21 protein-coding genes are annotated in these 24,174 nt (G+C 64.5%); 7 read left to right on the top strand and 14 right to left on the bottom strand.

Annotation, left to right across the window (positions count from 1 at the left end; genetic code table 11):
* Positions 1–143 precede the first annotated feature (143 nt).
* Entirely contained in the window at positions 144–1,613 is a 1,470-nt protein-coding gene (locus CR103_RS01775; RefSeq protein WP_099914260.1) for a cryptochrome/photolyase family protein, read from the top strand.
* Here CR103_RS01775 and CR103_RS01770 read toward each other — a convergent pair.
* From CR103_RS01770 to CR103_RS01745, 6 genes are all read right to left on the bottom strand, one after another.
* Positions 1,610–7,000, bottom strand: a complete 5,391-nt coding sequence (locus CR103_RS01770) for a hybrid sensor histidine kinase/response regulator (protein ID WP_099914259.1) — start codon at positions 6,998–7,000, stop codon at positions 1,610–1,612. The genes CR103_RS01775 and CR103_RS01770 overlap by 4 nt on opposite strands.
* A gap of 14 nt (positions 7,001–7,014) precedes the next feature.
* Positions 7,015–9,366, bottom strand: coding sequence for a methyl-accepting chemotaxis protein (locus CR103_RS01765; RefSeq protein ID WP_229442601.1), 2,352 nt, complete (start codon positions 9,364–9,366; stop codon positions 7,015–7,017).
* 75 nt (positions 9,367–9,441) lie between these two features.
* On the bottom strand, positions 9,442–9,996 hold the full coding sequence (locus CR103_RS01760; RefSeq protein ID WP_099914257.1) for a chemotaxis protein CheW: 555 nt from the start codon (positions 9,994–9,996) through the stop codon (positions 9,442–9,444).
* 1 nt (position 9,997) lies between these two features.
* Positions 9,998–10,369, bottom strand: a complete 372-nt coding sequence (locus tag CR103_RS01755) for a response regulator (protein ID WP_099914256.1) — start codon at positions 10,367–10,369, stop codon at positions 9,998–10,000.
* Between the two features lie 25 nt (positions 10,370–10,394).
* Positions 10,395–10,790: a response regulator gene (locus CR103_RS01750; protein WP_099914255.1), complete on the bottom strand. Its 396-nt coding sequence runs from the start codon at positions 10,788–10,790 to the stop codon at positions 10,395–10,397.
* Positions 10,791–10,896: 106 nt separating this feature from the next.
* On the bottom strand, positions 10,897–11,049 hold the full coding sequence (locus CR103_RS01745; protein WP_099914332.1) for a rubredoxin: 153 nt from the start codon (positions 11,047–11,049) through the stop codon (positions 10,897–10,899).
* Between the two features lie 95 nt (positions 11,050–11,144).
* Here CR103_RS01745 and thiD point away from each other — a divergent pair, with 95 nt between their 5' ends.
* Entirely contained in the window at positions 11,145–11,975 is an 831-nt protein-coding gene (gene thiD / locus CR103_RS01740) for a bifunctional hydroxymethylpyrimidine kinase/phosphomethylpyrimidine kinase (protein ID WP_099914254.1), read from the top strand.
* Positions 11,976–12,008: 33 nt separating this feature from the next.
* Positions 12,009–13,304: a glutamate-1-semialdehyde 2,1-aminomutase gene (gene hemL / locus CR103_RS01735; protein ID WP_099914253.1), complete on the top strand. Its 1,296-nt coding sequence runs from the start codon at positions 12,009–12,011 to the stop codon at positions 13,302–13,304.
* Positions 13,305–13,354: 50 nt separating this feature from the next.
* Here the strand turns inward: hemL and corA are convergent, their stop codons facing one another.
* The 8 genes from corA to mpl all read right to left on the bottom strand — a co-directional run bounded on the left by corA (position 13,355) and on the right by mpl (position 21,716).
* On the bottom strand, positions 13,355–14,323 hold the full coding sequence (corA, locus tag CR103_RS01730; protein ID WP_099914252.1) for a magnesium/cobalt transporter CorA: 969 nt from the start codon (positions 14,321–14,323) through the stop codon (positions 13,355–13,357).
* Positions 14,324–14,516: 193 nt separating this feature from the next.
* Positions 14,517–15,260, bottom strand: a complete 744-nt coding sequence (gene mtgA, locus CR103_RS01725; RefSeq protein ID WP_099914331.1) for a monofunctional biosynthetic peptidoglycan transglycosylase — start codon at positions 15,258–15,260, stop codon at positions 14,517–14,519.
* Entirely contained in the window at positions 15,257–16,090 is an 834-nt protein-coding gene (aroE, locus tag CR103_RS01720) for a shikimate dehydrogenase (protein WP_099914251.1), read from the bottom strand. Before aroE ends, mtgA begins: the two co-directional genes overlap by 4 nt.
* The gene (locus tag CR103_RS01715) at positions 16,087–16,941 is read right to left on the bottom strand and encodes an energy transducer TonB (protein ID WP_099914330.1); all 855 of its coding nucleotides are present in this window, start codon (positions 16,939–16,941) and stop codon (positions 16,087–16,089) included. Before CR103_RS01715 ends, aroE begins: the two co-directional genes overlap by 4 nt.
* 154 nt (positions 16,942–17,095) lie before the next feature.
* Positions 17,096–19,156, bottom strand: coding sequence for a ribonuclease catalytic domain-containing protein (locus CR103_RS01710; protein WP_099914250.1), 2,061 nt, complete (start codon positions 19,154–19,156; stop codon positions 17,096–17,098).
* A gap of 3 nt (positions 19,157–19,159) precedes the next feature.
* Positions 19,160–19,753: a chorismate--pyruvate lyase family protein gene (locus CR103_RS01705; protein WP_099914249.1), complete on the bottom strand. Its 594-nt coding sequence runs from the start codon at positions 19,751–19,753 to the stop codon at positions 19,160–19,162.
* On the bottom strand, positions 19,750–20,331 hold the full coding sequence (locus tag CR103_RS01700; protein ID WP_099914248.1) for a YqiA/YcfP family alpha/beta fold hydrolase: 582 nt from the start codon (positions 20,329–20,331) through the stop codon (positions 19,750–19,752). The genes CR103_RS01705 and CR103_RS01700 overlap by 4 nt, the downstream gene beginning before the upstream one ends.
* Positions 20,328–21,716, bottom strand: a complete 1,389-nt coding sequence (mpl, locus tag CR103_RS01695) for a UDP-N-acetylmuramate:L-alanyl-gamma-D-glutamyl-meso-diaminopimelate ligase (RefSeq protein WP_099914247.1) — start codon at positions 21,714–21,716, stop codon at positions 20,328–20,330. Before mpl ends, CR103_RS01700 begins: the two co-directional genes overlap by 4 nt.
* A 107-nt stretch (positions 21,717–21,823) precedes the next feature.
* Here mpl and CR103_RS01690 point away from each other — a divergent pair, with 107 nt between their 5' ends.
* The 4 genes from CR103_RS01690 to accB all read left to right on the top strand — a co-directional run bounded on the left by CR103_RS01690 (position 21,824) and on the right by accB (position 24,148).
* Positions 21,824–22,462, top strand: coding sequence for a hypothetical protein (locus CR103_RS01690; RefSeq protein ID WP_099914246.1), 639 nt, complete (start codon positions 21,824–21,826; stop codon positions 22,460–22,462).
* On the top strand, positions 22,459–23,034 hold the full coding sequence (locus tag CR103_RS01685; RefSeq protein WP_099914245.1) for a TlpA family protein disulfide reductase: 576 nt from the start codon (positions 22,459–22,461) through the stop codon (positions 23,032–23,034). Before CR103_RS01690 ends, CR103_RS01685 begins: the two co-directional genes overlap by 4 nt.
* Positions 23,035–23,162: 128 nt before the next feature.
* Positions 23,163–23,600: a type II 3-dehydroquinate dehydratase gene (gene aroQ, locus CR103_RS01680; protein WP_099914244.1), complete on the top strand. Its 438-nt coding sequence runs from the start codon at positions 23,163–23,165 to the stop codon at positions 23,598–23,600.
* Positions 23,601–23,689: 89 nt separating this feature from the next.
* The gene (accB, locus tag CR103_RS01675; RefSeq protein WP_099914243.1) at positions 23,690–24,148 is read left to right on the top strand and encodes an acetyl-CoA carboxylase biotin carboxyl carrier protein; all 459 of its coding nucleotides are present in this window, start codon (positions 23,690–23,692) and stop codon (positions 24,146–24,148) included.
* Positions 24,149–24,174: the final 26 nt, after the last annotated feature.

Genomic DNA, 24,174 nt, shown 5'->3' with positions numbered 1-24,174 from the left:
GTTTTACTATCCTAGGAACAACACGGCGGCTTTCGCTAGTTTACACCGATTTGCGTCGACCACCATCGGAAGCGCCGTGTCGCACGCAGCCAACCCGACGCTAGCTAGTAAAATGGGACTTTTCCTTGAAGTCAAACACTAGAATGACACTGAACAAATCCCTCGTCTGGTTCCGCCGCGACCTGCGCGCTTTCGACCACGCGGCGCTCCATCTGGCGCTGACATCGTCGAACCAGGTCTATTGCGCCTTCATCTACGACACGGAGATTTTGGCGCCGCTGCCGCGCGCGGACCGCCGCGTCGAATTCATCCACGGCTGCCTGGAAGAACTCGACGCCGTATTGCGTAAATTGGGCGGCCACCTGGTTGTGCGCCATGGCGTTGCCGCCGATGAGATCGCGCGCCTGGCGGCCGAACTGGAAGTGGACGCGGTGTTTGTCAACGGCGATTACGAACCGCAGGCAATCGCGCGCGACGAGCTCGTTGCGGCCAGCCTGGAGCAAGCCGGGCGCCAGCTCTTCAGTTCAAAAGATCAGGTCATCTTCGAAAAAAACGAGGTATTGACACTGAGTGAGAAGACTTTTACCGTTTTCACGCCATACAAGAACGCCTGGCTCAGGCAGATGGTGGCCGATCCGGAGTGCCTGGCGCCCTACCCGATCGAACCGCACGCGGCGCGCCTGGCGCCCGCTCCGCCCGGCCACCGTTTGCCTTCCTTGAGCGACATCGGCTTTGAACCGACCAACCTGCGCGAACTGGGGATTGTGCCCGGAATGTCGGGCGGCGCCGCCTTGTTCCAAGACTTCGTCAACCGCATCGGCGCCTACGATGAGGCGCGCAACTTCCCGGCGGTGAACGGTGCGTCGGCGCTGTCGGTGCACCTGCGCTTTGGCACCGTGTCGGTGCGCGATCTGGTGCGCAGCGTGAATGCGCTGGTTGCCGCCGGCAACGGCGGGGCCGGCGCACCGGTATGGCTGTCGGAACTGATCTGGCGCGATTTCTACGCGATGATCCTGTTTCACCATCCACGCGTGGCCGGCCACGCCTTCAAGCCGGCGTTCGATGCGATCGAATGGGAAACCGGCGCAGGCGCCGATGCCGCTTTCGAAGCCTGGTGCCTGGGCCGCACCGGCTACCCGTTGGTGGACGCCGCCATGGCGCAGCTGAACCAGACCGGGTACATGCATAACCGCCTGCGCATGGTGTCCGCCTGTTTCCTGGTCAAAGACCTGGGCGTCGACTGGCGTCGGGGCGAGCGCTATTTCGCGCTGAAGCTGAACGACTACGACCTGGCGTCGAACAATGGCGGCTGGCAATGGGCGGCATCGACCGGCTGCGACGCGCAGCCCTACTTCCGCATCTTCAACCCGGTGACGCAATCGGAAAAATTCGACGCGCAGGGACGTTTCATCCGGCGCTACCTGCCGCAACTGGCGATGCTGTCGGACAAAGAAATTCACGCACCGTGGACGGTGCCGGCGATGCTGCTCGAGCAGCACGGCTTCCGGCTCGGGCGCGATTATCCCGCGCCGATCGTCGACCACGCCGTAGCGCGCCAGCACACGCTGGCGCGCTACGGCGTGGTGAAACCTTCGGGCGGCTTGATTCCCTAGGCCTGCATTTCGCGCTTGAGCAAGCCAGCGATCGCCGCCAGCAGCATGTCTTCCTGGAACGGCTTGCCGAAATAAGCATTCACACCCAGGTCGAGCGCGTAGTTGCGGTGCTTGTCGGCAGTGCGTGAGGTGATCATGATGATCGGGACCGCCTGCGTGCTGGCATTGCCGCGGATATTGCGGGTCAGGTCGAAACCGTCCATGCGCGGCATCTCGATATCGACCAGCATCAGGTCGGGGATGGTTTCCTGCAGGTGTTCGAGCGCATCGACGCCGTCCTTGGCCAGGATCACCCGGTAGCCTTCGCGCTCAAGCAGGCGCTGGGTGACTTTTCTTACCGTCAGCGAATCGTCGACTACCATGATGACGGTGTCGCGCTTGAGCGGTTGAACGCTGCCGCTGCGGGCGCCCGCGCCGGCACCGGCATCTCCTTGAACTACCGGATGGTGCGCGACATGCAGCGACAGCGCTACCGGATTGAGGATCAGGACGATTTCGCCCGAACCGAGTACGGTGGCGCCCGAAATGCCGATCATGCGCGAGAGCTGCGGCCCGATGTTCTTGATCACCACCTCGCGGTTGCCCATCACGTCGTCGACCTGCACGGCGAGCCGGTCGGCGCCGCTTTTGAGGATCATCACCGGACTCGAACGCTGGGCCAGCGGACGCGCATCGCGTTCGCCGAGCAGGGTCGGCAGGTAATGCAGGGCCACCTGCTGGCCCTGGAACTGCAGCGAGCCTGTTGATCGCGCCTCGCTCAACGCCGCTTCTTTCAACTGCAGCACCTGTTCGACCAGGATCGACGGCAGCGCGTAGGTCTTGCCGGCGCTGGCGGTCAGCACTACCTGCGTCACCGCCAGCGTGAGCGGCAGGTGGATCGTGAAGCGCGCGCCCTTGCCCGCTTCGGAGGCGATCGCCACCCTGCCGCCAAGCGCTTGCGCTTCCGCGCGCACCACGTCCATGCCGACGCCGCGCCCGGCCAGTTCGGTCAACGTATCGGCGGTCGAAAAACCCGCTTCGAAAATCAGGTCGGCCGCTTCAGCATCGGTGATGTCGATGCCGGCTTTGATCACGCCGGCGGCGCGCGCCTTGGCGCGGATCTTGGCCAGGTCGAGTCCGGCGCCATCGTCGCTGAACTCGATGACCATTTCGTTACCCTGCTGGCTGACCTGGACCAGCAGTTCGCCCGTTTCGGCCTTGCCGGACGCAGCGCGCCGCTCGCGCGGCTCGATGCCGTGCACAATGGCGTTGCGCAGCAGGTGTTCGAACGGCGCCGCCATCTGTTCCAGCACGCTACGGTCGATTTCGACGGCGCTGCCGCGGATATCGAGGTTGACGCGTTTGTCGAGTTCCTTGGCGCTCTGGCGGGCGACCCGGAACAGGCGTTCGGACAGGCTCGAAAACGGCACCATCCGCACCCCCATCAGGTCGCGCTGCAGGTCACGCGTCAGGCGCGACTGCTGCACCAGGTCGGCACTGGCCGCCTCCACCGTGCGGCCCAGGCTTTCATGGAAGGAAGCGATGTCGTTGACGCTTTCAGCCATCATGCGCGTCAGTTCTTGCAAGCGCGTGAAGCGGTCGAATTCAAGCGGGTCGAATTCGCGCTCGCTTGAAATCGACATGCGCGAGGCAATCTGCGATTCGGCCTGCATCTCGACTTCGCGCAATTGGCGAGACAGGCGCGCCAGGTTGTCCGAGAAATCGAACAGCGACGACTTCAGCGTGCCAACCTGGTTTTCCAGCTTCGAACGGGTGATCGACACTTCGCCGGCCTGGTTGACCAGTCGGTCAAGGATGTCGGCGCGCACCCGCACCAGCGCAGTGCGGGCCGGGGCGGGAGCCGCGGCCCGCACTGGTACCACAGCTCCGGCGGCAGCGAGCTCGGCCTGCACAGCTAAGCCAGCCAAACCGGCACCGTCGATCGGCGCCGGCTGCTGCAGCTGCTCCAGCAGCAGCAAGGCGTGATCGTAGTTGGCCAGCAGCTCGTCGAACGCGGCCGGGGTCGAGGTCCCCGCATGCACCATGTTCTCGATCTGGGTCTCGATGCCGTGGGTGTGCTGGCCGAGGCGCATCGCGCCGGCCATCCGCGCGCTGCCCTTGACGGTGTGCAGGATGCGCAACAGGTTCTGGGCCGGGCCGGTGTCGGCCGGGTTCTGCTGCCACTGGCGCAAGAGCTTGCCGATTGCCGGCAACAGGTCTGCCGCCTCTTCCAAAAACACCGGCAACAGGTCGGCATCGAGGTCGTCGCGGTAATGGGTGCCGACCGGCGCGGAGATGGCGTCGAGCGCAGGTTCCGGCTGAAGCTCGGGCGCGGACCCAGGCTCAGGCACGGCCTCGGCTTGCCGTTGCGGCGCGTGTTGCGGCATCAGCGCCGGCGCGACCGGGTCGGGCGCGGGCGCCGCCTGCAACAGCGTCGGCTCGTCGAATCCATCGCCGAAGCCGGCGTCGAACTGGTGCTCGTGCGCTGGTTCGTGCACTGGTTGATCCGCATCGGCAGCGTCCAGACTGCCGTTCGCCAGCTCCCGGTGCGCGCCTTCTTCGCCGCTGCCGAGCTGCTCGCGCAACTCGGTCAGCTGTGCGACCAGCGCCGGCTGCGCTGGCGCCAGTTCGCCCAGCGCAAAGCGCTGCAGCATCGTGCGCGCGCACACGAGCGCGGCATCAAGCAGGTCGCGCTGGGAGTCAAGCAGCAGCGGCGCCGGTTCGGCCAGCGTTTCGAGCGCCATCTCGAGCGCATGCGCGACTTCGCGCAGCGCCTTGAAACCGACCGTGGCCGAGGTGCCGGCCAGCGTGTGCGCCGCCTTCAGCGCGGCCGGCGTCACGGCGCGCAACGGCTCGTGGCGCCATTCGCCGAAGTCCTGCGTCAGCACGCGCATCAGCTCATCGGTTTCGGCAAGGTAAATGTTATATAGCGGCAGCGCAATTTCAAGGTCGCCGAAGCGCCGCATGTTGTCGTCAGCCGGCGCGGCGGTTGGCTCCGGCCCGACGATGCCATGCGGCTCTTGCGGCGCATCTTCGTCGACGATGGCGGGGCCGGCCGGGCGGGCCTCTCCCGGTTGCTGCTCCAGCGCCTGTATCGTTTCAGCGTCGGCCGGCAGCGTGAACACGCCGCCGTCCTGCACCGCGTCTGCCGCCGTCATGATCGCCGCGCTGCTGCGCCTTGAGGCGCCGTGCGCCGCCAGTTCGTCGACCCAGGCCGCCATCTCGGCAGCGGCAAAATCGAGCAGCGCCAGCAAGGCGGGGGTAGCGCTGCGGCTTTCTGCCAGCCAGGCGTTCATCACGCGTTCGAGGGCCGCGCCGCCATCGGCAAACTGCATCAGGCCGACCATCCGGCCGCTGCCCTTGAGCGTGTGGAAGGAGCGCCGCAGCATCGTCAACGTTTCCTGGTTGGACGGCTCGGCATGCGCGGCCGGCAAGGTCGCGGCGACAAAGGCGAGCACTTCCTGCGCTTCCGAAATGAAGATCTCGAGCAGTTCGGCTTCGACTTCATCTGCGCCGCCGGCCATCGGCGCGGGCGGCTGTGCGGGCTGTGCGGGCTGTGCGGGCTGTTCGGGCTGTGCGGCAGCCGGCGCCCCACGCTCGGTGTCGGCAGGTTCGACCGGCTCGACGTCAAACGGCGTATCGCCGGCAACCGTCTTCTCGAACGGCACTTCGCGGAACATGCTATCGGCCTGGTTGAACCTGAAGCGGTTCTTGGCGGCGTCGAAATTATGCGCCAACATGTCGATGAAAAAGCCGAGCGCGCCAACGTTTTGCGCGATGTTGCGCAGCGACGCCGCCTGGGCGCTTGCAGCGCCGTCACCTGAGGCCAGCGCGCGCACCGCGTCTTTCACATGCAGCGTGGCGCGCATCGCCTGGTCCTGGTCGAGGATTGCCAGCGCGCCTTGCAACTGGTGCAGCAGCGGGTCGATCTGGGCCAGCGCGGGACGGCGTGCCGGGTCCGCATAGTAGTCGTCGAGCACTTTTTCGACCTGGCGCAGACCCGCTTTCATTTCTCCGGCCAGCACTGCCACGGTCTGGCCCTGCTGGATCTGGCGCGACAGCTCGCCCTGCCATTGCGGCGCGTCGGCAGGCGTTTCGCCGGCGGCAAGCGCCAGCAGGCGCGCACCGACGACTTCGGCGTGTTCTTCAAAATCGGCCGGCAGCTGGCGCACCTGGTCAAGGCCGTGCTCGACGAACAGCATCGCGGTGGCCATCTCCATGCTGAACTGGTCGCTGCGACCGGACGCGATCGAATCGCTGGCGGCGCGGCCAAGTTCGCGCAACAACTGCGCCAGGGCCGGCGCGCCCAATTCATCGCTGGCGCCGGCCAAGGTGGCCAGCGCCTGATTAAAGCCTGCTTCGAGGTCGACGCCGCCGCTCGATGCAATGTGGTCCCAGCCCGTCTTGGTCTGGGCCAGCGCGTCCTTGGCCGTTCTCAACGCCGCGGCGTCGATGCGGCCGTAGCGGCGGCTGTCGTAATCGGCCGGCACCATGCCAGCCAGTCCATACGCGCGGCGCAGCAGTTGCGCGCCGGCGTTCGGCGCGCTTGCCGCGGCGATGAAAAACAGCGCGTCGCGCAGCATCGCCTCGGGCAACCCGCCCTGGCCTTGCGACAGGCGGCGGATCTGCAGGTTGATCAGGCCGAACAACTGTTTCGCGTACAGGTCGCTGGCCAATTGGCCGCTTGCCACCAGCTCGGCGAAACAGCGCATCGCCAGCCAGAAGGTGCGGGCGGGCGGCTCGTTCTGCGCCCGTTCGACCAGCGCGATCGCCTCTGCCAGCGAGAGCGCGTGGGTGCGCTGCGCCTCCGGCTCGGCGCTTTTCAGGAACGGCAGCAAGGATTTTTCGAAACGGGCGCGGCAGGCTGCGTAATCGGGCGTGGCCGTGGTGACCGGTGTAGCCGACATGGCAGCGGGCGGCAGGTCGACCGTGACCGACAGGTCGACGAACAGCAGGTCGGACGGATGGATGCGGGCGGCGCCCAGCGACTCCTGCAGCGTGCGGTAATACGGGAACAGGCGGACCGGCTGCGGCGCCGCGCCAGCGACCAGCTCGTCGAGGTATTCGATGACGGCCTGGTAGGCATCGGCCACCGCCGCGCAAAGCGCCGGGCTGCACTCGAGACTGCCGTCGCGCATCCGTTCGAGCGCCTGCTCGGCCGCCTCGGTCATCAGGCCGACGCCTTCGACGTCTACCATCTGGAGAGCGCCGTGCGCCTGGTGCAGATGGGTTTTCGCATGCTGCAGGCAGGTTGCACGGGCGTCCGCGCCCCGCACTGCCGCTTCGTCGAGCGCGGCCCGCGAACGCCCAAGCGCCTCGCGGATTTCACCGATCACCCAGGACAGCGGCCCGGTGTCGAATTGGGCGAATTGCGGCCGGCGCGAAACTTCAGGCGAAAATTCAGTCATGTTCAGGCCGTCCTTCAGGCGCCAACGCGAAAGCGCGATACCGAGTTTTTCAGTTCCTGCGCCAGCTTCGACAGTTGGCGAATCGATTCGGCGGTTTGCATGGTGCCGTCCTGGGTATGCTCGGTTACCGACAGGATGTGCTGGATATTTTGCGCCACCCCATTGGCCGACGTCGCCTGCAGTTCGGTGGCGAACGAGATCCCCTGGATCAGCTCCGCGAGCCGGTTCGACACACCCGAAATGTCCGACAGCGCAGCTCCCGCGGCGTCCGACAGGCGGGCCCCTTCAACCACGCCCTGGGTCGATTTTTCCATCGCCGCGACGGCGTCGTGGGTGTCGGTCTGGATGGTGCGCACCAGCGCGCCGATCTGTTTGGCCGCTTGGGCCGAGCGTTCGGCCAGGCGCTGCACCTCTTCCGCCACCACCGAGAAGCCGCGCCCGGCTTCGCCAGCAGACGCGGCCTGGATCGCCGCGTTCAGCGCCAGCACGTTGGTCTGTTCGGTAATGTCTGAAATGAGCTCGGTGATTTCACCAATCTCCTGCGACGATTCGCCCAGGCGCTTGATGCGCTTGGAAGTTTCCTGGATCTGCTCGCGGATTTCGTGCATGCCCTTGATGGCGTTCTCCACCGCGGTCGAACCCTGATGGGCCGCCGCTACCGACTGCCGCGCCACCTCGGCCGACTCGTTGGCCGATTTCGATACGTCGTTGATTTCGCTGGCCATTTTCAGCACCGTAGCGGAGGCGTCTTCGATCTCGCGCGACTGCTGCTGCGTCGCCGTCAGCAGGTTGCTCGAGATGTTCTGCGCGTGGGTCGACGCCGCCGTCACCTGCTCGGCGGTAGTGGTTACCCGTTCGACCAGCCCGCGCAATTCCTCGACCGTGTAATTGACCGAGTCGGCGATGGCGCCGGTGATGTCTTCCGACACGGTGGCATGCACCGTCAGGTCGCCGTCCGCCACTTCCTGCAATTCGTTCATCAGGCGCAGAATCGCCGCCTGGTTCTGGTCGTTGGTCGCCTTGGCTTCTTCTTCCTTCGTTTGCGACAGCAGGCGCAGCGCCTCCGCCTCTTGGCGCCGGCTGTCGGCGCCGCGGGTGCGGTTGCGCGAATCCTGCAGCATCACGCGGCTGATGCTGCCGGCCACGGCGAGGGTGAAAACCGACGACACCACCATCAGCCAGAACCACGAATCGGTCGAATCCTGATTGCTGCGGTAGGTCGCCTGCACGTTCGAGAGCAGCTTTTTGATCTCCTCGTTTTCGAAGAAAATCGATTGCTCGGCACCTTTCGCCGCGGTGAATCGCGGCAGGTTGTCCAGGATCGAAGCAACCAGCTTTTGATAGACGTCGAAGCGGGCCTTGATGGCGACGAGCTTTTCGCGCATGCCAGGGTCACTCACCGCGGCCAGGCCAAGGCTGGCGCTGCCGTTCAAAAAGCCGTCGATGGTGGCGCGCACGGAGCCGGTGTCGCGGCCGAGCTGGAACGCGGTGTCGGCGCGGATACCGCCGGAGGTAAAAAATTCGCTGGCACTGCGCGACAGGCGCTGGGTCAGCATCATCATGCGGCCAATCGCCGCCAGTTCGCGCGCGCTGCCGCCGCGCGCCACTTTCTGGGTCAGCAGCTCGTCGGTCATCGACAGCAGTTCCGGCGACAGCGTATCGAGCTGCCTGAGGGTGTTTTTGAAACCGGCCAGTTCGGTTTTCATCTTCAGGATGGTGCCGGCGGCGTTGTCGGAGCTGACCCACTTGGCGCGCGCTTCGGCCAGCGCTTTGGCCATGCCGGCCGACGGCGTCGGGATGCGGTGGCCGGCGAAAACGCCGCCACGCGACAGCAAATTGAGGTCCCCGGTGAGGGCAATGCGGCTTTCGTCGAGCTGGATAAAGGCGTCAAGGCTGCCCTGGATCGCGTTTGGCGCCGCCTTGCCGACCCGCTGTGAGTGCATCAGGGCGTCACTGGCGATCTGGGTCTGGGCCGAGGCGATCACGTTGGCGGCCGAGTTCTGCCACAACGCCACGATGGTCAGGAGGATGCCGACGGCAAACGTCACCAGGAGGATGCGCAGTTGGCGCGCCAGCGACAGGTGACCGATCAGCGGCAGCTGCAAGTCCTCGCTGGTTTCAGCCTGGGCGCTGTCGGCGCGCTTGCCGCGCATGATGCCGCCCAGGCTGAGCGGACTGGCGGCATCGTCGTCGTCGGCTGCAAGGGAGGCCAACGAAGCGCTGGGCGCCGCAGCGGCGCCCAGCGTCACCGGCTCCAGCCGCAGCCGGGCGGTCGTTGCACTGGCGGTCGGGCCGAATTCGGTGTCCGGCGAAGCCAGTGCAACCTCATGCTCCGGCTTGGCTTTTAACGCAAACCCCAAAGACATCTTCGACGCGATTCCCATTCCAGCTCCCAGTCCTGATGTAAGACCATTGATATGGCCATTGATGCGTTAATTGGATTACCCGCCGGCGTGCATAAGGCCGACGTGCAGGAAGCGCTCGTCGGCGACCAGCGCCGCCAGGTCGAGCGGTGTCCATTGATTGCCGTCGGTGTCGCGCAGCTGCGCACCAGACACTTCCATGCCGGCGCCGTCGCGCAAGCCGTACACGCGCGCCACCAGCAGCGCGCAGTTGAAGCCGAGCGCGCCGGCAAAGGTGACGATACGGCTGTCGGGTCCAGGCGGCGTGTCGCCCAACCCGAGGTAACGCGCCAGGTCGACGATGCCGACCAGGTTGCCGCGGACGTTGACCAGTCCAAGGTACCAGGGCGCGGTCAGCGGCACTGCGGTGAGCGCCGTCAGCGCCACGATTTCACCGGCCTGGGTCAGGTCCAGCAGGTAGCGCCCGGCGCCGATCTGCACGCCAAGCTGGTTGACGCTGGCGCCGGTGTTGGCGCGCGCCGCCTGCATCCGCTCGAGCAGCTGGACCTGGTACTGGCGCAGCCGGGTGCGGCGGCCGGCCGCGTCGCCCCGGGTTGGCGCCAACCCGGGAGCGGCAGGCTCGATGAGCGGCATATCAGGCCGCGCCGAGGGTAGCGATTTTTTCCAGCAGGGCCTGCGGGTCGACCGGCTTGACCAGGTAGCCGCGGGCGCCCTGGCGCAGGCCCCAGATGCGGTCGGTCTCCTGGTTCTTGCTGCTGCAGATAATGATCGGCACGTTAGCCAGCTCCGGGTCGCGCGCGATCGAGCGCGTCACCTGGAAGCCGTTCGCGCCCGGCATTACCACATCCATCAGGATCAGTTCGGGTTTCTGGGCCTTGATCTTGGCCAGCGCTTGCTCGCCGTTTTCGGCAGTGGTAACGTTAAAGCCGTTCTTGACCAGGATATCGGTCAGGTAGTAGCGCTCGGTGGGGGAGTCGTCGACGATGAGTATGTTATGAATGGCCACGTGGCGCTCCGGGTTGTTGTTTGAATCAGGCCAGGCTGGCCGTGTGTTCGCGCACTGCCGCCAGCAAGCTGTCTTTGCTGAACGGTTTGGTGAGGTAGGCTGACGATCCGACCATGGCGCCGCGCGCACGGTCGAACAGGCCGTCCTTGGACGACAGCATCAACACGGGGGTGGTATGGAAACGGGCGCTTTTTTTGATCAGCGCGCAGGTTTGATAACCGTCGAGGCGCGGCATCAGGATGTCGCAAAAAACCAACGCCGGGTGGTGGTCGTTGATCTTTGCCAGCGCATCGAAGCCGTCGTCGGCCAGCACAACCTGGTAGCCGGCCTGGGTCAGGAATATCTCGGCGGAGCGACGAATCGTGCTGCTATCGTCGATCACCATGATCTTCAAACCGGGGGGGTGCTGCAAGTTCGTCATAGTCAGTTCACTTCAACATGAATCATCACGATACCATAGAGCAAGACATCTGTGCGCTAAATGTTGCAATAAATCAACTACGACGTCAACTCTTATTTCGGAGCCATCAGATCGCGGTCATTTCGAAGTCGTCCTTGCGGGCGCCGCACTCTGGGCAGGTCCAGTTCATCGGCACGTCGGCCCAGCGGGTGCCGGGCGCGATGCCTTCTTCGGGCAGGCCGGCCGCCTCGTCGTACACCCATCCGCAGATCAGGCACATCCAGGTCTGGAACGGGATGGTTGTTTCATTGCTACTCACGTTATGGATCCTTCTATCTAGTAAAATGCTGAATCAGGTATATTAATCCAACCGCCGTGCAAAACCAAACAACTCCCCTCATATTAACGTTCGGCGTTTCCGATCCGGTTGGCGCTACCGGCATCCAGGCCGACCTGGCGGCGTTTTCCGCGCTGCGCTGCCATGGCCTGTCGGTGCTCACGGGCCTGCTCATCGCCGATACCGCCCGCGTCGAGGACATCGACGAAGTCGACGCCGACTGGGTCGTCGACCAGGCCAGGGGGCTGCTCGAAGACATGCAGGTGGCCGCCTTCAAGGTCGGCGTGCTGACCAACATCGAACAAGCGTCGGCGATCGCCGAAATCATTTCCGACTATCCGGACGTGCCGCTGATCTTCGACCCATTTTTGTCGAGCCTTCCGGATTCCGGCCTGGCCGACGACGACATGCTGATGGCGATCCGCCAGATCCTGGTGCCGCAAACGACAGTGCTGCTGCTGTCGCAGGTCGAGTTGGCGCGCATGGCCGAGACGTGGCGCGAAGGCGGCGCCGACATGCTGGCGCAAGACGTTGCCGAACTGACCGGCATGGGCTGCGCAATGGTGCTGGTGACCGGCACCGGCACCAAGGGCAAGGGCGACAGCGCTACCATGTCGAACACGCTGTACGACGAATCTGGCGTGCTTGAGACATTCAGCTGGCCGCATCTGCCTGGCCGCTTCGTCGGCGCCGGCAGCACCATGTCGGCGGCGCTGGCGGCAATGCTGGCGCAGGGATTGGCGCCGGCTGCGGCAGTGCGCGCGGCCCAGCAGTACACCCACGGCGCGCTGGCCAATGCGCAGCGCTTCGGCATGGGCAAGCTGGTACCGAACAAATTTTTCCAAGCCGCCCGATTTGGCGCCGCCTGAGCTCACTCATTTCAACACGCATCGATCGCCACCATGACAACTGCACCCACCTCCCACAACGACACCTTGTTCGCCCGCGCCCAGCTGACCACTCCCGGCGGCGTCAACTCGCCGGTCAGGGCGTTTAAATCGGTCGGCGGCACGCCGCGCTTCATCACGCGCGCCGAGGGCCCCTACTTCTGGGACGCCGACGGCAAACGCTACATCGACTACATCAACTCATGGGGCCCGGCGATCGTCGGCCACGCCCATCCGCAAGTAGTCAAGGCGGTACAGGATGCGGCCGCGCGCGGCCTGTCGTTCGGCGCGCCGACCTTGGGCGAGATCGAAATGGCGGAGGAAATCTGCAAGCTGATGCCGTCGATCGAGCAGGTGCGGCTGGTGTCGTCCGGCACCGAGGCGACCATGAGCGCGCTACGCCTGGCGCGCGGCGCCACCGGGCGCGACAAGATCGTCAAGTTCGAGGGCTGCTACCACGGTCACGCCGACTCGCTGCTGGTAAAAGCCGGCAGCGGCCTGCTCACCTTTGGCAATCCGACCTCGGCCGGCGTGCCGGAAGACTTCATCAAGCACACCCTGGTGCTGGACTATAACAACGTCGCCCAACTCGAAGACGCGTTCGAATCGATGGGCGACACCATCGCCTGCGTGATCGTCGAGCCGGTGGCCGGCAACATGAACCTGATCCGCGCCACGCCGGAATTCCTCGGCGCCATGCGCGCGCTGTGCACGCAACATGGCGCCGTCCTGATTTTCGACGAAGTGATGTCCGGCTTTCGCGTCGGCCTGGGCGGCGCCCAGGAACTGTACGGCATTCAGCCGGACCTGACGGCGCTGGGCAAGGTGATTGGCGGCGGCATGCCGGTGGCGGCCTTTGGCGGCAGCGCGGAGCTGATGCAAAACATGGCGCCGATCGGCGCGGTCTACCAGGCCGGCACCTTGTCGGGCAATCCGGTGGCGGTGGCCGCCGGTATGGCCACCCTGGCGCTGGTGCAGCAGCCGGGGTTTTACGAGAAATTGTCAAGCCAGACGGCCAAGCTGGTGACGGGATTGTGCGCCGCCGCCAAGGACGCCGGCATCACCTTCTGCGCCGATTCGGTCGGCGGCATGTTCGGCATATACTTCAGCGCCCACGTCCCGGCCAGCTACGGCCAGATGATGGCAGGCGACAAATCGCGCTTCAACGCCTTCTTCCACGCCATGCTCGACGAGGGCGTGTACTTCGCCCCGGCCGCCTTCGAAGCCGGCTTCGTCTCGGCGATGCACGACGACGCCGTGATCGAAGAGACCTTGGCGGCGGCGCGGCGGGTATTTGCAAACCTGGCCTGAAGCGAAACGCAGGTCCCGTTCCGCGACCGGCGATCGGTTGGCCGTGGTTGCTACCTCAGCCAGCCGCGCCGGCGGAAGTACCAGAACGGCGCGATCGCGCTGGTGAGCATCAGCGCCAGCGCGAACGGGTAGCCGAGCGTCCACTCGAGTTCGGGGAACCAGCGCTTGAAGTTCATGCCGTAGATGCTGGCGATCAGGGTCGGCGGCAGGAACGCGACCGAGGCCACCGAAAATATCTTGATGATCTTGTTCTGGTTGATGTTGATGAAGCCGACGGTGGCGTCCATCAGGAAGTTGATCTTGTCGAACAGGAAAGAAGTGTGGCCGTCGAGCGACTCGATGTCGCGCAAAATCTGGCGCGCTTCTTCGAACTGCTCGGTGTTGAGCAGGCGTCCGCGCATCAGGAAGCTGACCGCGCGCCGCGTGTCCATCATGTTGCGGCGGATCCGGCTGTTCAAGTCCTCTTCATGGGCGATCGAGTTCAGCGCCGCGGCCGCGTCCTGGTCGGTGAATTCTTTCTGCAGCACGCGGCCCGACACTTCTTCGAGGTTCTGGTAGACGCCCTCCAAGGCATCGGCCGAATATTCGGCGTCGGTGGCGTACAGGTCGAGCAGCACGTCCATGTAGTCGGCAATCGAGCCGGGGCGCGAGCGCGCGCGCATGCGCACCAGGCGGAACACCGGCAGGTCGTCGGTATGCACCGAGAACAGCATCTTGCGCGCCAGGATGAAGGCGACGGTGACGACGCGCGACGGGCCTTCGTCCTCTTCGAGCAAAAAATCGGTGCGCAGGTGCAGATCGCCGTTTTCGGCTTCGTAGTAGCGCGCCGACGCCTCGATGTCCTTGACTTCGTCCTCGCCTGGCAGGATCACGCCATAGATCGCCTTGACCCACGAGCGCTCGTCGTCGTTGGGGTCGGTCAGGTCGACCCAGACCGGCTCGACGTTTTCGAGATCCTCCCGGGACTCGATCGGAACCTGATTGAGCCGGCCATTTTGTAGGACAAATACGTTGATCATGCTTGTTTCTCGGCCGGATTCAAAACAGCGCAAGTGTACCTGCAAGGAGGCGCGAAAGTCACCTTGATACGACAATTTCGCTTCGGCGCAGCTGTTTTTCGGTGATTTTATCGGTCAACCGCTGCGGCGCCGGCGCCGCCGGCCATTTTTAAGCTGCCGAAGCGGCGCAAATCGCCAGGCAGGTGCAGCCAGCCTAAGGCAGCTCCGCCGAATTCATGCGATTCATGATCAGGCCGGTGCGGCGCGCCAGGTAGTTCGAGTCGCGATGGCGGTCGTAAAACCGCGGATTGGGCAGCATCACCGCCAGCCTGGCTGCCTGCGCCGCGTTCAGGCTGGCCGCTGGCACGCGAAAATAATGGCGCGCCGCCGCTTCCGCGCCAAACACGCCGCGGCCGAATTCAACCACGTTCAGGTAGATTTCGAGAATCCGCTCCTTGCTCATCACCGTCTCCAACATGAAGGCGATGATCATTTCCTGGCCCTTGCGCAGGTAGCTGCGCGAGCCGGTCAAAAACAGGTTCTTGGCCAGTTGCTGGGTGATGGTGGAACCGCCGCCGACCACCCGGTGGCGCGTGTTGTTGCGAGCAAAGGCCTTTTCGAGGGCGACCCAGTCGACGCCGTCGTGTTCGGCGAAGTTGGCGTCTTCCGAGGCGATCACCGCCCGCTTCAGCTTGGCCGAGATGGCGGCGTACGGCACCCATTTATGCGCCAGTGCCGCCTTTGGATTGGACTCGCGCATCGCGCTCAACTGCGCGCTCATGAAACTGGTCATCGACGGGTTGAAGCGCACCCACCAGCAGATCTGCAGGAAAAAATACAACTGCACCAGCAGCACCAGCAAAATCGGACCGAGCAAGATCCACCTGACCCACTTGATTTTTTTGGTCGACTTGGCCGACCTGGAAGTGCCACGGCCGGCTGTGCCCGCGCCCTTCATGCGGGTGGGCGCATCGCCGCCAGCAGCGCGCAGGTCTGCGGGCGCACGCCGCGCCACACGAAGAACGCTTCGGCGGCCTGCTCGACGAGCATGCCGAGGCCGTCGCGCATGCTCGCGCCGTGCGCCGCGGCGAAGCGCATGAACGGGGTTGGATCGGCGGCGTACATCATGTCGAGCGCCAAGGTGCCGGCGCCGAAGACGGCCGGCGGCAGCGGCGGCAAATCTCCCGCCAGGCTGGCCGAAGTGGCGTTGACGACAATGTCGAAACGGCCATCGAGGTCAGCGAAGGTGCAAGCCTCGACCGGCACGCCGTGGCTATTGAAGCTGGCCGCCAGGTTCTCTGCGGTGGCGGCGGTGCGGTTGGCGATGACCAGCTGGCGCGGGCCTTGCTGCAGCAACGGCAGAATCGCCCCGCGCGCGGCGCCGCCGGCGCCCACCAGCAGCACGCGCCGGCCGGCGATGGCGACGCCGGCGTTGTGCAAGATGTCGCCCACCAGACCGGCGCCGTCGGTGTTGTCGCCGGCGATGCCGGAAGGCGTGAAGCTGAGAGTGTTCACCGCCCCGGCGGCGCGGGCGCGCTCGCTTAACGTTGTGGCCAGCGCCGCCGCCTCCAGCTTGAACGGCACCGTCACGTTGGCGCCGCTGTAGCCGGACGCCACCAGCTGCCGCACGATGGCGGCGAAACCGTCGACCGGCGCCAGGCAGCGCTCATAGACGATGCCCTGGCCGGTCTGCAGCGCAAAGGCGGCGTGGATCGTCGGCGACTTGCTGTGCGCGACAGGATTGCCGATCACGCAATAGCGCGCGTTCACTCCCACTGTCACCGTCATTGGGCGCCCCCCCTCAGGTTCGTCTCTAACTTTTCGTCGCGGGTGAACTTGAAGCGGGTGATGATCACCCATAAATCATCCTTGTCCGCCGACAGCATGTTGGGCGGGAAGCGGCCGAACGGCGCAGCGCGGCGCACGATCGCCAGGGCCGCGTTGTCGAGCGCCGGATTGCCCGAGGTTTTTTCGATCCGCACGCCGCCGTCCTTCACATAAATGCTGCCATCCTGGAAAATCGGGATATACACCACCAGTTCGCCGTACATTTTGCGCCCCTCCACCTGCGGAAAATTAAGGGTGCCGATTTCCTCGACGCGCTTTTGCATTGCCTTGTAATACATGGCGTAGCCAACTTCCTGGGTGCTCGGCGAGATGTAGGTTTTCTTCGGGCGCTTGTTCTGGTCCTCGATCAGCGTGCTGATTTCGGCGGTGGCGCGGGCGATCGCCTTGCTCGACTCGAGCAGATCGGCGCCGGTGCGGGTCGGGTCCGGCTTGTCTTTTTCGGTAACCGGCGGCGCCTTGTAGTTCGACTTGCGCGCTTGCGTGAGCAGGTTTTTCTGCACTTCCTCGTATTGCGCGATCTTGCGCTGCATCGCTTTCAGGCTGTCGCCGTTTTCCGTCTTGCGCATGTCCGGCAGGGGCGACTTCGAGCGGCCCGCATCGGCCTGGCCGCCGCCGTCGAGGTTGGCCTGGGCCAGCGCATCGGCCTTAAGCGGGCGCTTGGCGTGCTTGGCGTTTACCAGGATCACCTCGAGACCGGGATCGGCAGGCTCGATCTTGAACGCATCGGGCGCGACGAACCGTACCGCCAGCAGGGCTGCATGCGCCGCCACCGAAAAGGCGACGGCGACCATCATGGAACGGTTATCTAATAAGGACTTCACGCGGGGCCGGCTTCGAAACTATTGAATTGCAGAATGCTGAATTCTACCCCGCCCCTTGAGCTCAGTGCCGACAATCGGATATTTTGTCTCGCCAGACCGACGAAAGCCTGGTGTTCACCCCACTTTATCCGGCTGCCGGCTCGGCGGTGACGACCGTCACGGCCGCTTCGGCTTCGACCGCTTCTCTGGCGGCGGCCTCGCCGCTGTCGACGCTATCTGCTTCTTCCCTTTCTTCTCCTTCGTCGCCGTAGTCGGTCCGGGCGTCAGCCGGGATGCCGGCAGCCGCCGGCACTTCCAGCAGCCGCGCTTCGATCGACAAGTCGACTTCGTCCCAGCGCAAAATGTCGAGCTTGACAAGGGCGCCGCGCGCCACCGGCGGCATGCCCGGCAGCTTGATGACGAGCGGGATATCGACCAGCCGCAGCACGTCGTCCTTGAGCACCACCGCCTCGACGTGCCGCGTATTTTCCTGGCCCAGCCAGCGCAGGCACCAGTAGCGCTCCATGTTCTGCTGGTGCTCGTTGTAGGCGGCGTAGGCGGCGTCGAACGCCGACACGATGGCGAACAGGCTGGCGTCGCGCGGCTTGAAGGGCGCTACCAGCGGCGCCGTCACGCCGTGCTCGGCGCAGGCGAGGATCTGCCACTGGTTGACCAGGTCGGTGTAGCGCCGCAGCGGCGACGTACTCCAGGCGTATTGATCGACGCCGAGTCCCTGGTGGGGTGCGGCGTGCGTCACCATCCGCACCTGCATCTTGGCGGCCCAGCCGGCGCCGCTGCCGGCCCCTTGCGAGCGGTAGATGCCGGGCACGCCGCTGTCGTGCAGCAGCTTGCCCCAGGTGCTGTTAGCAAAAATCATCAGCTCGGCGACGATCTTGTCGAGCGGCGCTCCGCGTTTGCGGCGCACCACCGAGACGACGTCGTCGTCGACGTAAAAATTAAAATCCATCCGGTTGTTCTGCTCGGGCTTGAGGCCGAACTCTTCGCGCTTTTTCATGCGCCCCGCTTCCAGCCGCAGCGCCCATTGCCACAGCTGCAGCATCTCGGCCTTGTGCGGATACTCGCCTTCTGCGCTGGCCAGGGTTTCTTCGTTGACCAGCGCGTCGAGGTCGTTGTGGCGCAGGTTGCTCTTGATCGGCACCATCTCGGCGCGCGTGACGGTCGACAGCAAAGTCCAGTCGGCTGGATTCAAGGTGGCGTAGAGCGACACCGCCGGGCAGGTTTTGCCTTCGGCCAGCGTAAACGCGGCGACGACGTCATCCGGCAGCATGGTGATTTTGTCACCCGGCATGTAGACGGTCGACATGCGCGCGCGCGCCATCTTGTCGACGGCGTCGTCCGGACGAATGCCCAGGCCTGGCGCGGCGATGTGGATGCCGATTCTGACCATGCCGTCGGCCTGCACCGTCACTGAGAAGGCATCGTCGATTTCGGTGGTGGTGACGTCGTCGATCGAGAACGCGGCGACGTCGGCCAGCGGCAAGCCGCGCGGGGTAGCCGGCACCGGCACGGCTGGAAAGCCGGCGCCGCGCGGGAAGTTTTCGAACAGGAAGCGCGCCATGTGCAGCGCTTTTGGCGAACTTACGCCGCCGGTGGCCAGCATCAGCCGCTGCGGCGTGCTGTGCAGTTCAATGCAGGCCGCGTCCAGCGCCTTGTATTCGATCGAATTCTTGTCCGGCTTGAACAGCAGTTGCTGCACCAGCGGCTGCAACGCTGGCGGCAGGCGGCCGGCCTTCATTTCGTCGACGTAGCCGGCCTGGATGACGGCCTGCTGCTTTTTCTTTTCGATGCCGGCCTGGGCGGCACGCAGCGATTGCTCCGGCGCCGCCTTGTAGCGTCCGCGGCCCTTCTTGTAAAAATAGATCGGCGCGCCGTGCAGCGCCAGCACCAGCCCGGCCGCCTCGAAGGGCAGCGGCGGATGGCCGAAATACTCGGCGCCGAGTTCGGCGAAACCGAACTCTTCCTCGCCGGCGACTTCCCATAAAAATTCGAAATCGATGTCGACGGCGATCGCCTTGGCAAGTTCGAGCAATTCGGCCGGGGCCGGCTTTTCGTACTGCAGCAGCACGTCCTTGACCTTGACCTTGGTGCGTTTGCCGCTCGGGGTGTCCACGTGGTAGGCCTCGCCGGCCTGCGACAGCACCGCGCCGACCTTGAAATCGCCGGATTCTTCAAAAAATAAATTCATTGGTCAGTTCAGGTTCGTTGTGTTTATTGTTGATGACGCTGCTATCAAGTCCATTACCGCAGGCAAGAATACCTCGGTGACCAGCAGCGTGCCTTGATGGCGCCGGTAGAGGCAGCGGCGCGCATAATAAATAGTGTGTAAGCTGGTGTCGCCCAGTGCGGCGCGGGCCCGCCGCGCCAGCGGGTGGCCAGGGCGCAGGCGGGCAAATTCGAGTTCGCCGCGGCTTACCTGCGGGTCGCCGAACAGCGTGCTGCCCAGCGAGCGTTCGCCCAGCGCGTTAAACATCGGCCAGTCGGTGGCGTTGGCTGCCATCGGCACCACGGTGTGGGCAAACACCACCGGCCGCCCATCGCAGCGCAGCAGTACTTCGCGCGCCCATACGCGGCCCACTCGCACCATGCCAATCGCGTGCGCCTCGTCGGCCAGGCACAGCGCGGTGCGCTGGTGCAGCCGCTGCACCCGGAAAGCGCTGCTATGGGCGATCAGGCGCGCCGTCAGTGAACCGCCGGCGCCCAGCCAGGGCAGGAAAGCGGCGGGCGCGGCCAGCGCATTGACGTGGCGGTGCCAGAGTGCCTGGCGTAGCGACGCCACCCTCACCGCGGCGCCGCTTCTGCCAGACAGAAGGCCAGCACGTCGTCGACATGGTCGGCAAATTCGGCGAGCGCATGGTCGCTGCCGTCGATCACCAGCTGGCGCGCACCGGCGTAGTGGGCCACCATATCGCGGTAGTCGAGCACTTCGTCGCCGCTGGCGGCCATCAAAAAATAGCGTTCCGGCAGGGTGATGTGCTCGACTTTGAGCGCACGCAATTGGTCGATGTACTCGTGCTTGAATTCGAACGGCTGGTCCGAATGCCAGGCGGTGGTGACGCCGACGTGGCGCTCGAGGTCTGCCAACGGATTGACCGCCGGATTGAGCAACACGGCGCGGCAGCCGAAGCGCTCGGCCAGCCAGGTCGCGTAATAGCCGCCCAGCGACGAGCCGACGATCGCCAACTCGGCCGGCGCGGTGTCGCCGACCAGCGCCACCGCCAACGCCATCGCCTCGCGCGGCGAAGCCGGCAACTGCGGGCAGACCAGTTCGTGCAAACGCCCCAGTTCGGCCATCTTGCGCGCCACTACCTGCGCCTTGAACGAATTCGGCGACGAGCGAAACCCGTGCAGATACAAGATCATTTTGCCAGCGCCTCGAGCAGTTGCTGGTGGATGCCGCCGAAGCCGCCATTGCTCATGACCAGGATATGGTCGCCCGGCTGGGCCGCCCGGACGATGGCATTGACCAGGAAATCGAGCTGGTCGAAGCTGTGGGCGATGGCGCCGAGCGGACGCAGGGCGTCGGCCAGGCTCCAGCCGAGCGCCTGCTGGCTGCCGAAGCCGAACACCAGGTCGGCGTCCTTCAGGCTGCCCGGCAATGCGTCTTTCATGGCGCCCAGCTTCATCGTGTTCGAGCGCGGCTCGAGCACGGCCAGGATGCGCCCGGTGGCGCCGATCTTCTGGCGCAGGCCGCCGACGGTGGTGGCGATCGCGGTCGGGTGGTGGGCGAAGTCGTCATAGACGGTGACGCCTTTCACCACGCCGCGCACTTCCATGCGCCGCTTGACGCTGTCGAAGCGCGCCAGCGACGCCGCTGCCTGCGCCATCGGCACGCCGACGTGGCGCGCCGCGGCGATCGCCGCCAGCGCGTTGAGGCGGTTGTGGCGCCCGGTCAGGCCCCATTGCACACGGCCGACGACGGCATGGTTAAAAACGACGTCGAAGTCGCCGCCCTGGTGCTCGACCATGCTCCAGTTGGCAGGCGCATTTGCGTTGATTGCGGCGCCGAAGCTTTCCAGCTCGCTCCAGCAGCCGCGTTTCATCACGCGCGCCAGCGACTGCTCGTCGCCATTGACGATCAGCCGGCCAATCCCCGGCACGGTGCGCACCAGGTGATGGAACTGGGTTTCGATGGCGCCGATGTCGGGAAAAATGTCGGCATGGTCGTATTCGAGGTTGTTCATCACCGCCGTCTTGGCGTGGTAGTGAACGAATTTGCTGCGCTTGTCGAAGAAGGCGGTATCGTATTCGTCCGCTTCGATGACAAAGAAGTCGGACCCCGCGCCGGCGCTGTCGCCCGACAGCCGCGCCGAAATGCCGAAGTTCATCGGCACGCCGCCGATCAGGAAGCCCGGCGCGTAGCCGGCGTCCTCCAGTATCCAGGCCAGCATCGCCGACGTCGTCGTCTTGCCGTGGGTCCCAGCCACGGCCAGTACCCATTTATTACGCAGGATGTGTTCGCCGATCCACTGCGGCCCGGAGGTGTATGGCAGGCTGCGGCTGAGGATTTCCTCGACCAGCGGATTACCGCGCGAGACGACGTTGCCGATCACGTACAGGTCCGGCTTGAGCGCCGTCTGCTCGGGCCCGAAACCCTGGATCAATTCAATGCCCTGGGCTTCCAGCTGGGTGCTCATCGGCGGATAGACGTTAGCGTCGCAACCCGTCACGCGGTGGCCGGCCTCCTTGGCGAGGACGGCGAGGCCGCCCATGAAGGTGCCGCAGATGCCGAGGATATGAATATGCATGGTGGGATAACCGGCGCCGAGCGATGCTTGGACGCACTTTCTAAAAGTCGAATACGCGATTTTACCTGACGTGCCGGCATTTACCGTTCCAGAGTATTATCTATCTCATGATGGCTACCCCGAACCACGATCTGGCCCTGTTGCGCGCGCAAATCGCCGCGCAGGCTGCGCGCATGATTGCCGAGGACGGCGCCGACTATGCCGGCGCCAAGCGCCGCGCGCTGCGCCTCGTGCTGGGCAATGCCCAGCACCAGCCGGCGTCGAACCTGTTGCCCGACAACGCCGAAGTCGAAGAAGAAGTGCGCCGGTACCAGGCGCTGTTCCAGGCCGACAGCCAGCCGCAGAAGTTGCACGCCTTGCGCCTGCTGGCCGCCGAAGCGATGCAGCAGCTCGAACAGTTCCGCCCTTACCTGACCGGCGCGGTGCTGAACGGCACCGCTGGCGAACACGACGACATCCACCTGCAGTTGTTCGCCGACAGCGCCAAGGACGTGATCATGTTTTTTCTCGACCGCGACGTCAATGTCGAGATTTCCGAAACGGCGCACTTCAAGGGCGGCCGCCACGCCTCGGTGGAAACGGTCAGCTTTTATTGGCGCAAGCAGCAGGTGCATGCCGAACTGTATGAAATGAACGATTTGCGCGGCGCACTCAAGCCGCGTCCCGATGGCCGGGCCCAGCGTGCCGACCTCAACGCCGTGCGCGCCCTCCTGGGCGCGGCGGACGACAACCCAGGAATTAAATGAATAAAAAGAAAATAGCCACCATCGGCGCTGTGGCGCTGGCCTTTGGCGCACTTGGCGCAGTGGTCGGCACTTACAAGAGTACGCCTGCAAATCCGCCGGCGCCGGCGTTGGCCGACTTGCCTATGCAACGTTCCGGCGCCGTGCCGTCCAGTTCTCCCGTTGCGGATCTCTACGCCCAATCGATGAACGATGCAGCCGGTACGCCGCACGCCTTGTCGCAATGGAAAGGCAAGGCGCTGGTGGTCAATTTCTGGGCGCCGTGGTGCGCTCCCTGCGTCAAGGAAATGCCGGAACTGGCGGCGCTGGCCACCGATAGCGCGGCGAAAAACATTAACGTGATCGGCATTGGCATCGATTCGCCGACCAACATCGCCGAGTTCGCCACTAAGGTCAAAGTGAGCTACCCGCTGTACGTCGCCGGCATGAGCGGCACCGAATTGTCGCGCAGCTTCGGCAACACCAGCGGCAGCCTGCCCTACACCGTGCTGATCGGCGCCGACGGCAAGGTACGCAAGACCTACCTCGGCCAACTCAAGTTCGACGAGTTAAAGAAAGATATGGCAGCTTTATAAGGCCGACAAGCCGACTTCACAAAGATGCGAACGACCGTTCGTTTCGTTGCGCCGTACTTTTTTCCCTTGCCAATCAGCGATGTTGGCGGCAGAATGCCTGACTTTCGCGTCATCCTATACCGTCAACCATGGCAAAAAAGCTACTGCTGCTCAACGGTCCCAACCTGAATTTGCTGGGGACCCGGGAGCCTGCGGTGTACGGCTCCGAGACGCTGGCCGACATCGAATACGCCGCCACAGCCCAGGCTGTGGCGGCGGGCGCGACGCTGTCCTGCTTTCAGAGCAACCATGAAGGCGCCCTGATCGACCGCATCCACGCCGCCCGTACCGAGGGCGTCGAGGCGATCGTCATCAATCCAGGTGGCTTGACCCACACCAGCGTCGCCTTGCGCGACGCGCTGGCCGGCGTGGCGATACCGTTTGTCGAGGTACACATCTCGAATATTCATCAACGCGAGGCGTTTCGCCACCATTCCTTCCTGTCCGCCATCGCCCTCGGGACGATCTGCGGCCTCGGCACGGACGGCTATCGCTTTGCCATCGACTTCGCGCTCAAAAAGCGTTAATCTTCGTCAACTTCATGCATTTTGTGCGACTGCCCTTATCCCGGTGCATCGCTTACCTTTACATACACAATAATTCCAAGGGGTTTCACATGGATTTACGAAAACTCAAAACGCTGATCGACCTTGTCGCCGAATCCGATATCGCTGAACTTGAAGTGACCGAAGGCGAAAGCAAGGTACGCATCGTCAAATCGTCGGCCATGCCGCAAGGCCAGATGATGATGATGCAGCCGCAGGGCATGCACCAGCAGTACGCCGCGCCTGCCGCCGCCCCGGCCGCAGTGGTGGAACCGCTGGTCGTCGCCGAGCCAACCGGCCACATCGTCAAGTCGCCGATGGTCGGCACGTTTTACCGTTCGTCGTCGCCAGGTTCACCCGCTTTCGTCGAGGTCGGCTCGACCATCCGCGAAGGCGAAACCGTATGCATCATCGAAGCGATGAAGCTGCTCAACGAGATCGACGCGGAGGTGTCGGGCGTCGTCACCAAGATCCTGGTCGAGAATGGCCAACCGGTCGAATTCGGTCAACCATTGTTCGTGATCGGTTAAGCAGGTAACAAGTAACCGTAGTGGCG

Source organism: Massilia psychrophila, assembly GCF_002760665.1.
Taxonomy (GTDB): Bacteria; Pseudomonadota; Gammaproteobacteria; order Burkholderiales; family Burkholderiaceae_D; genus JAFCUW01.
The sequence above is the reverse complement of the archived record's forward strand: the minus strand, read 5'-3'. Positions and strand labels throughout refer to the sequence as shown.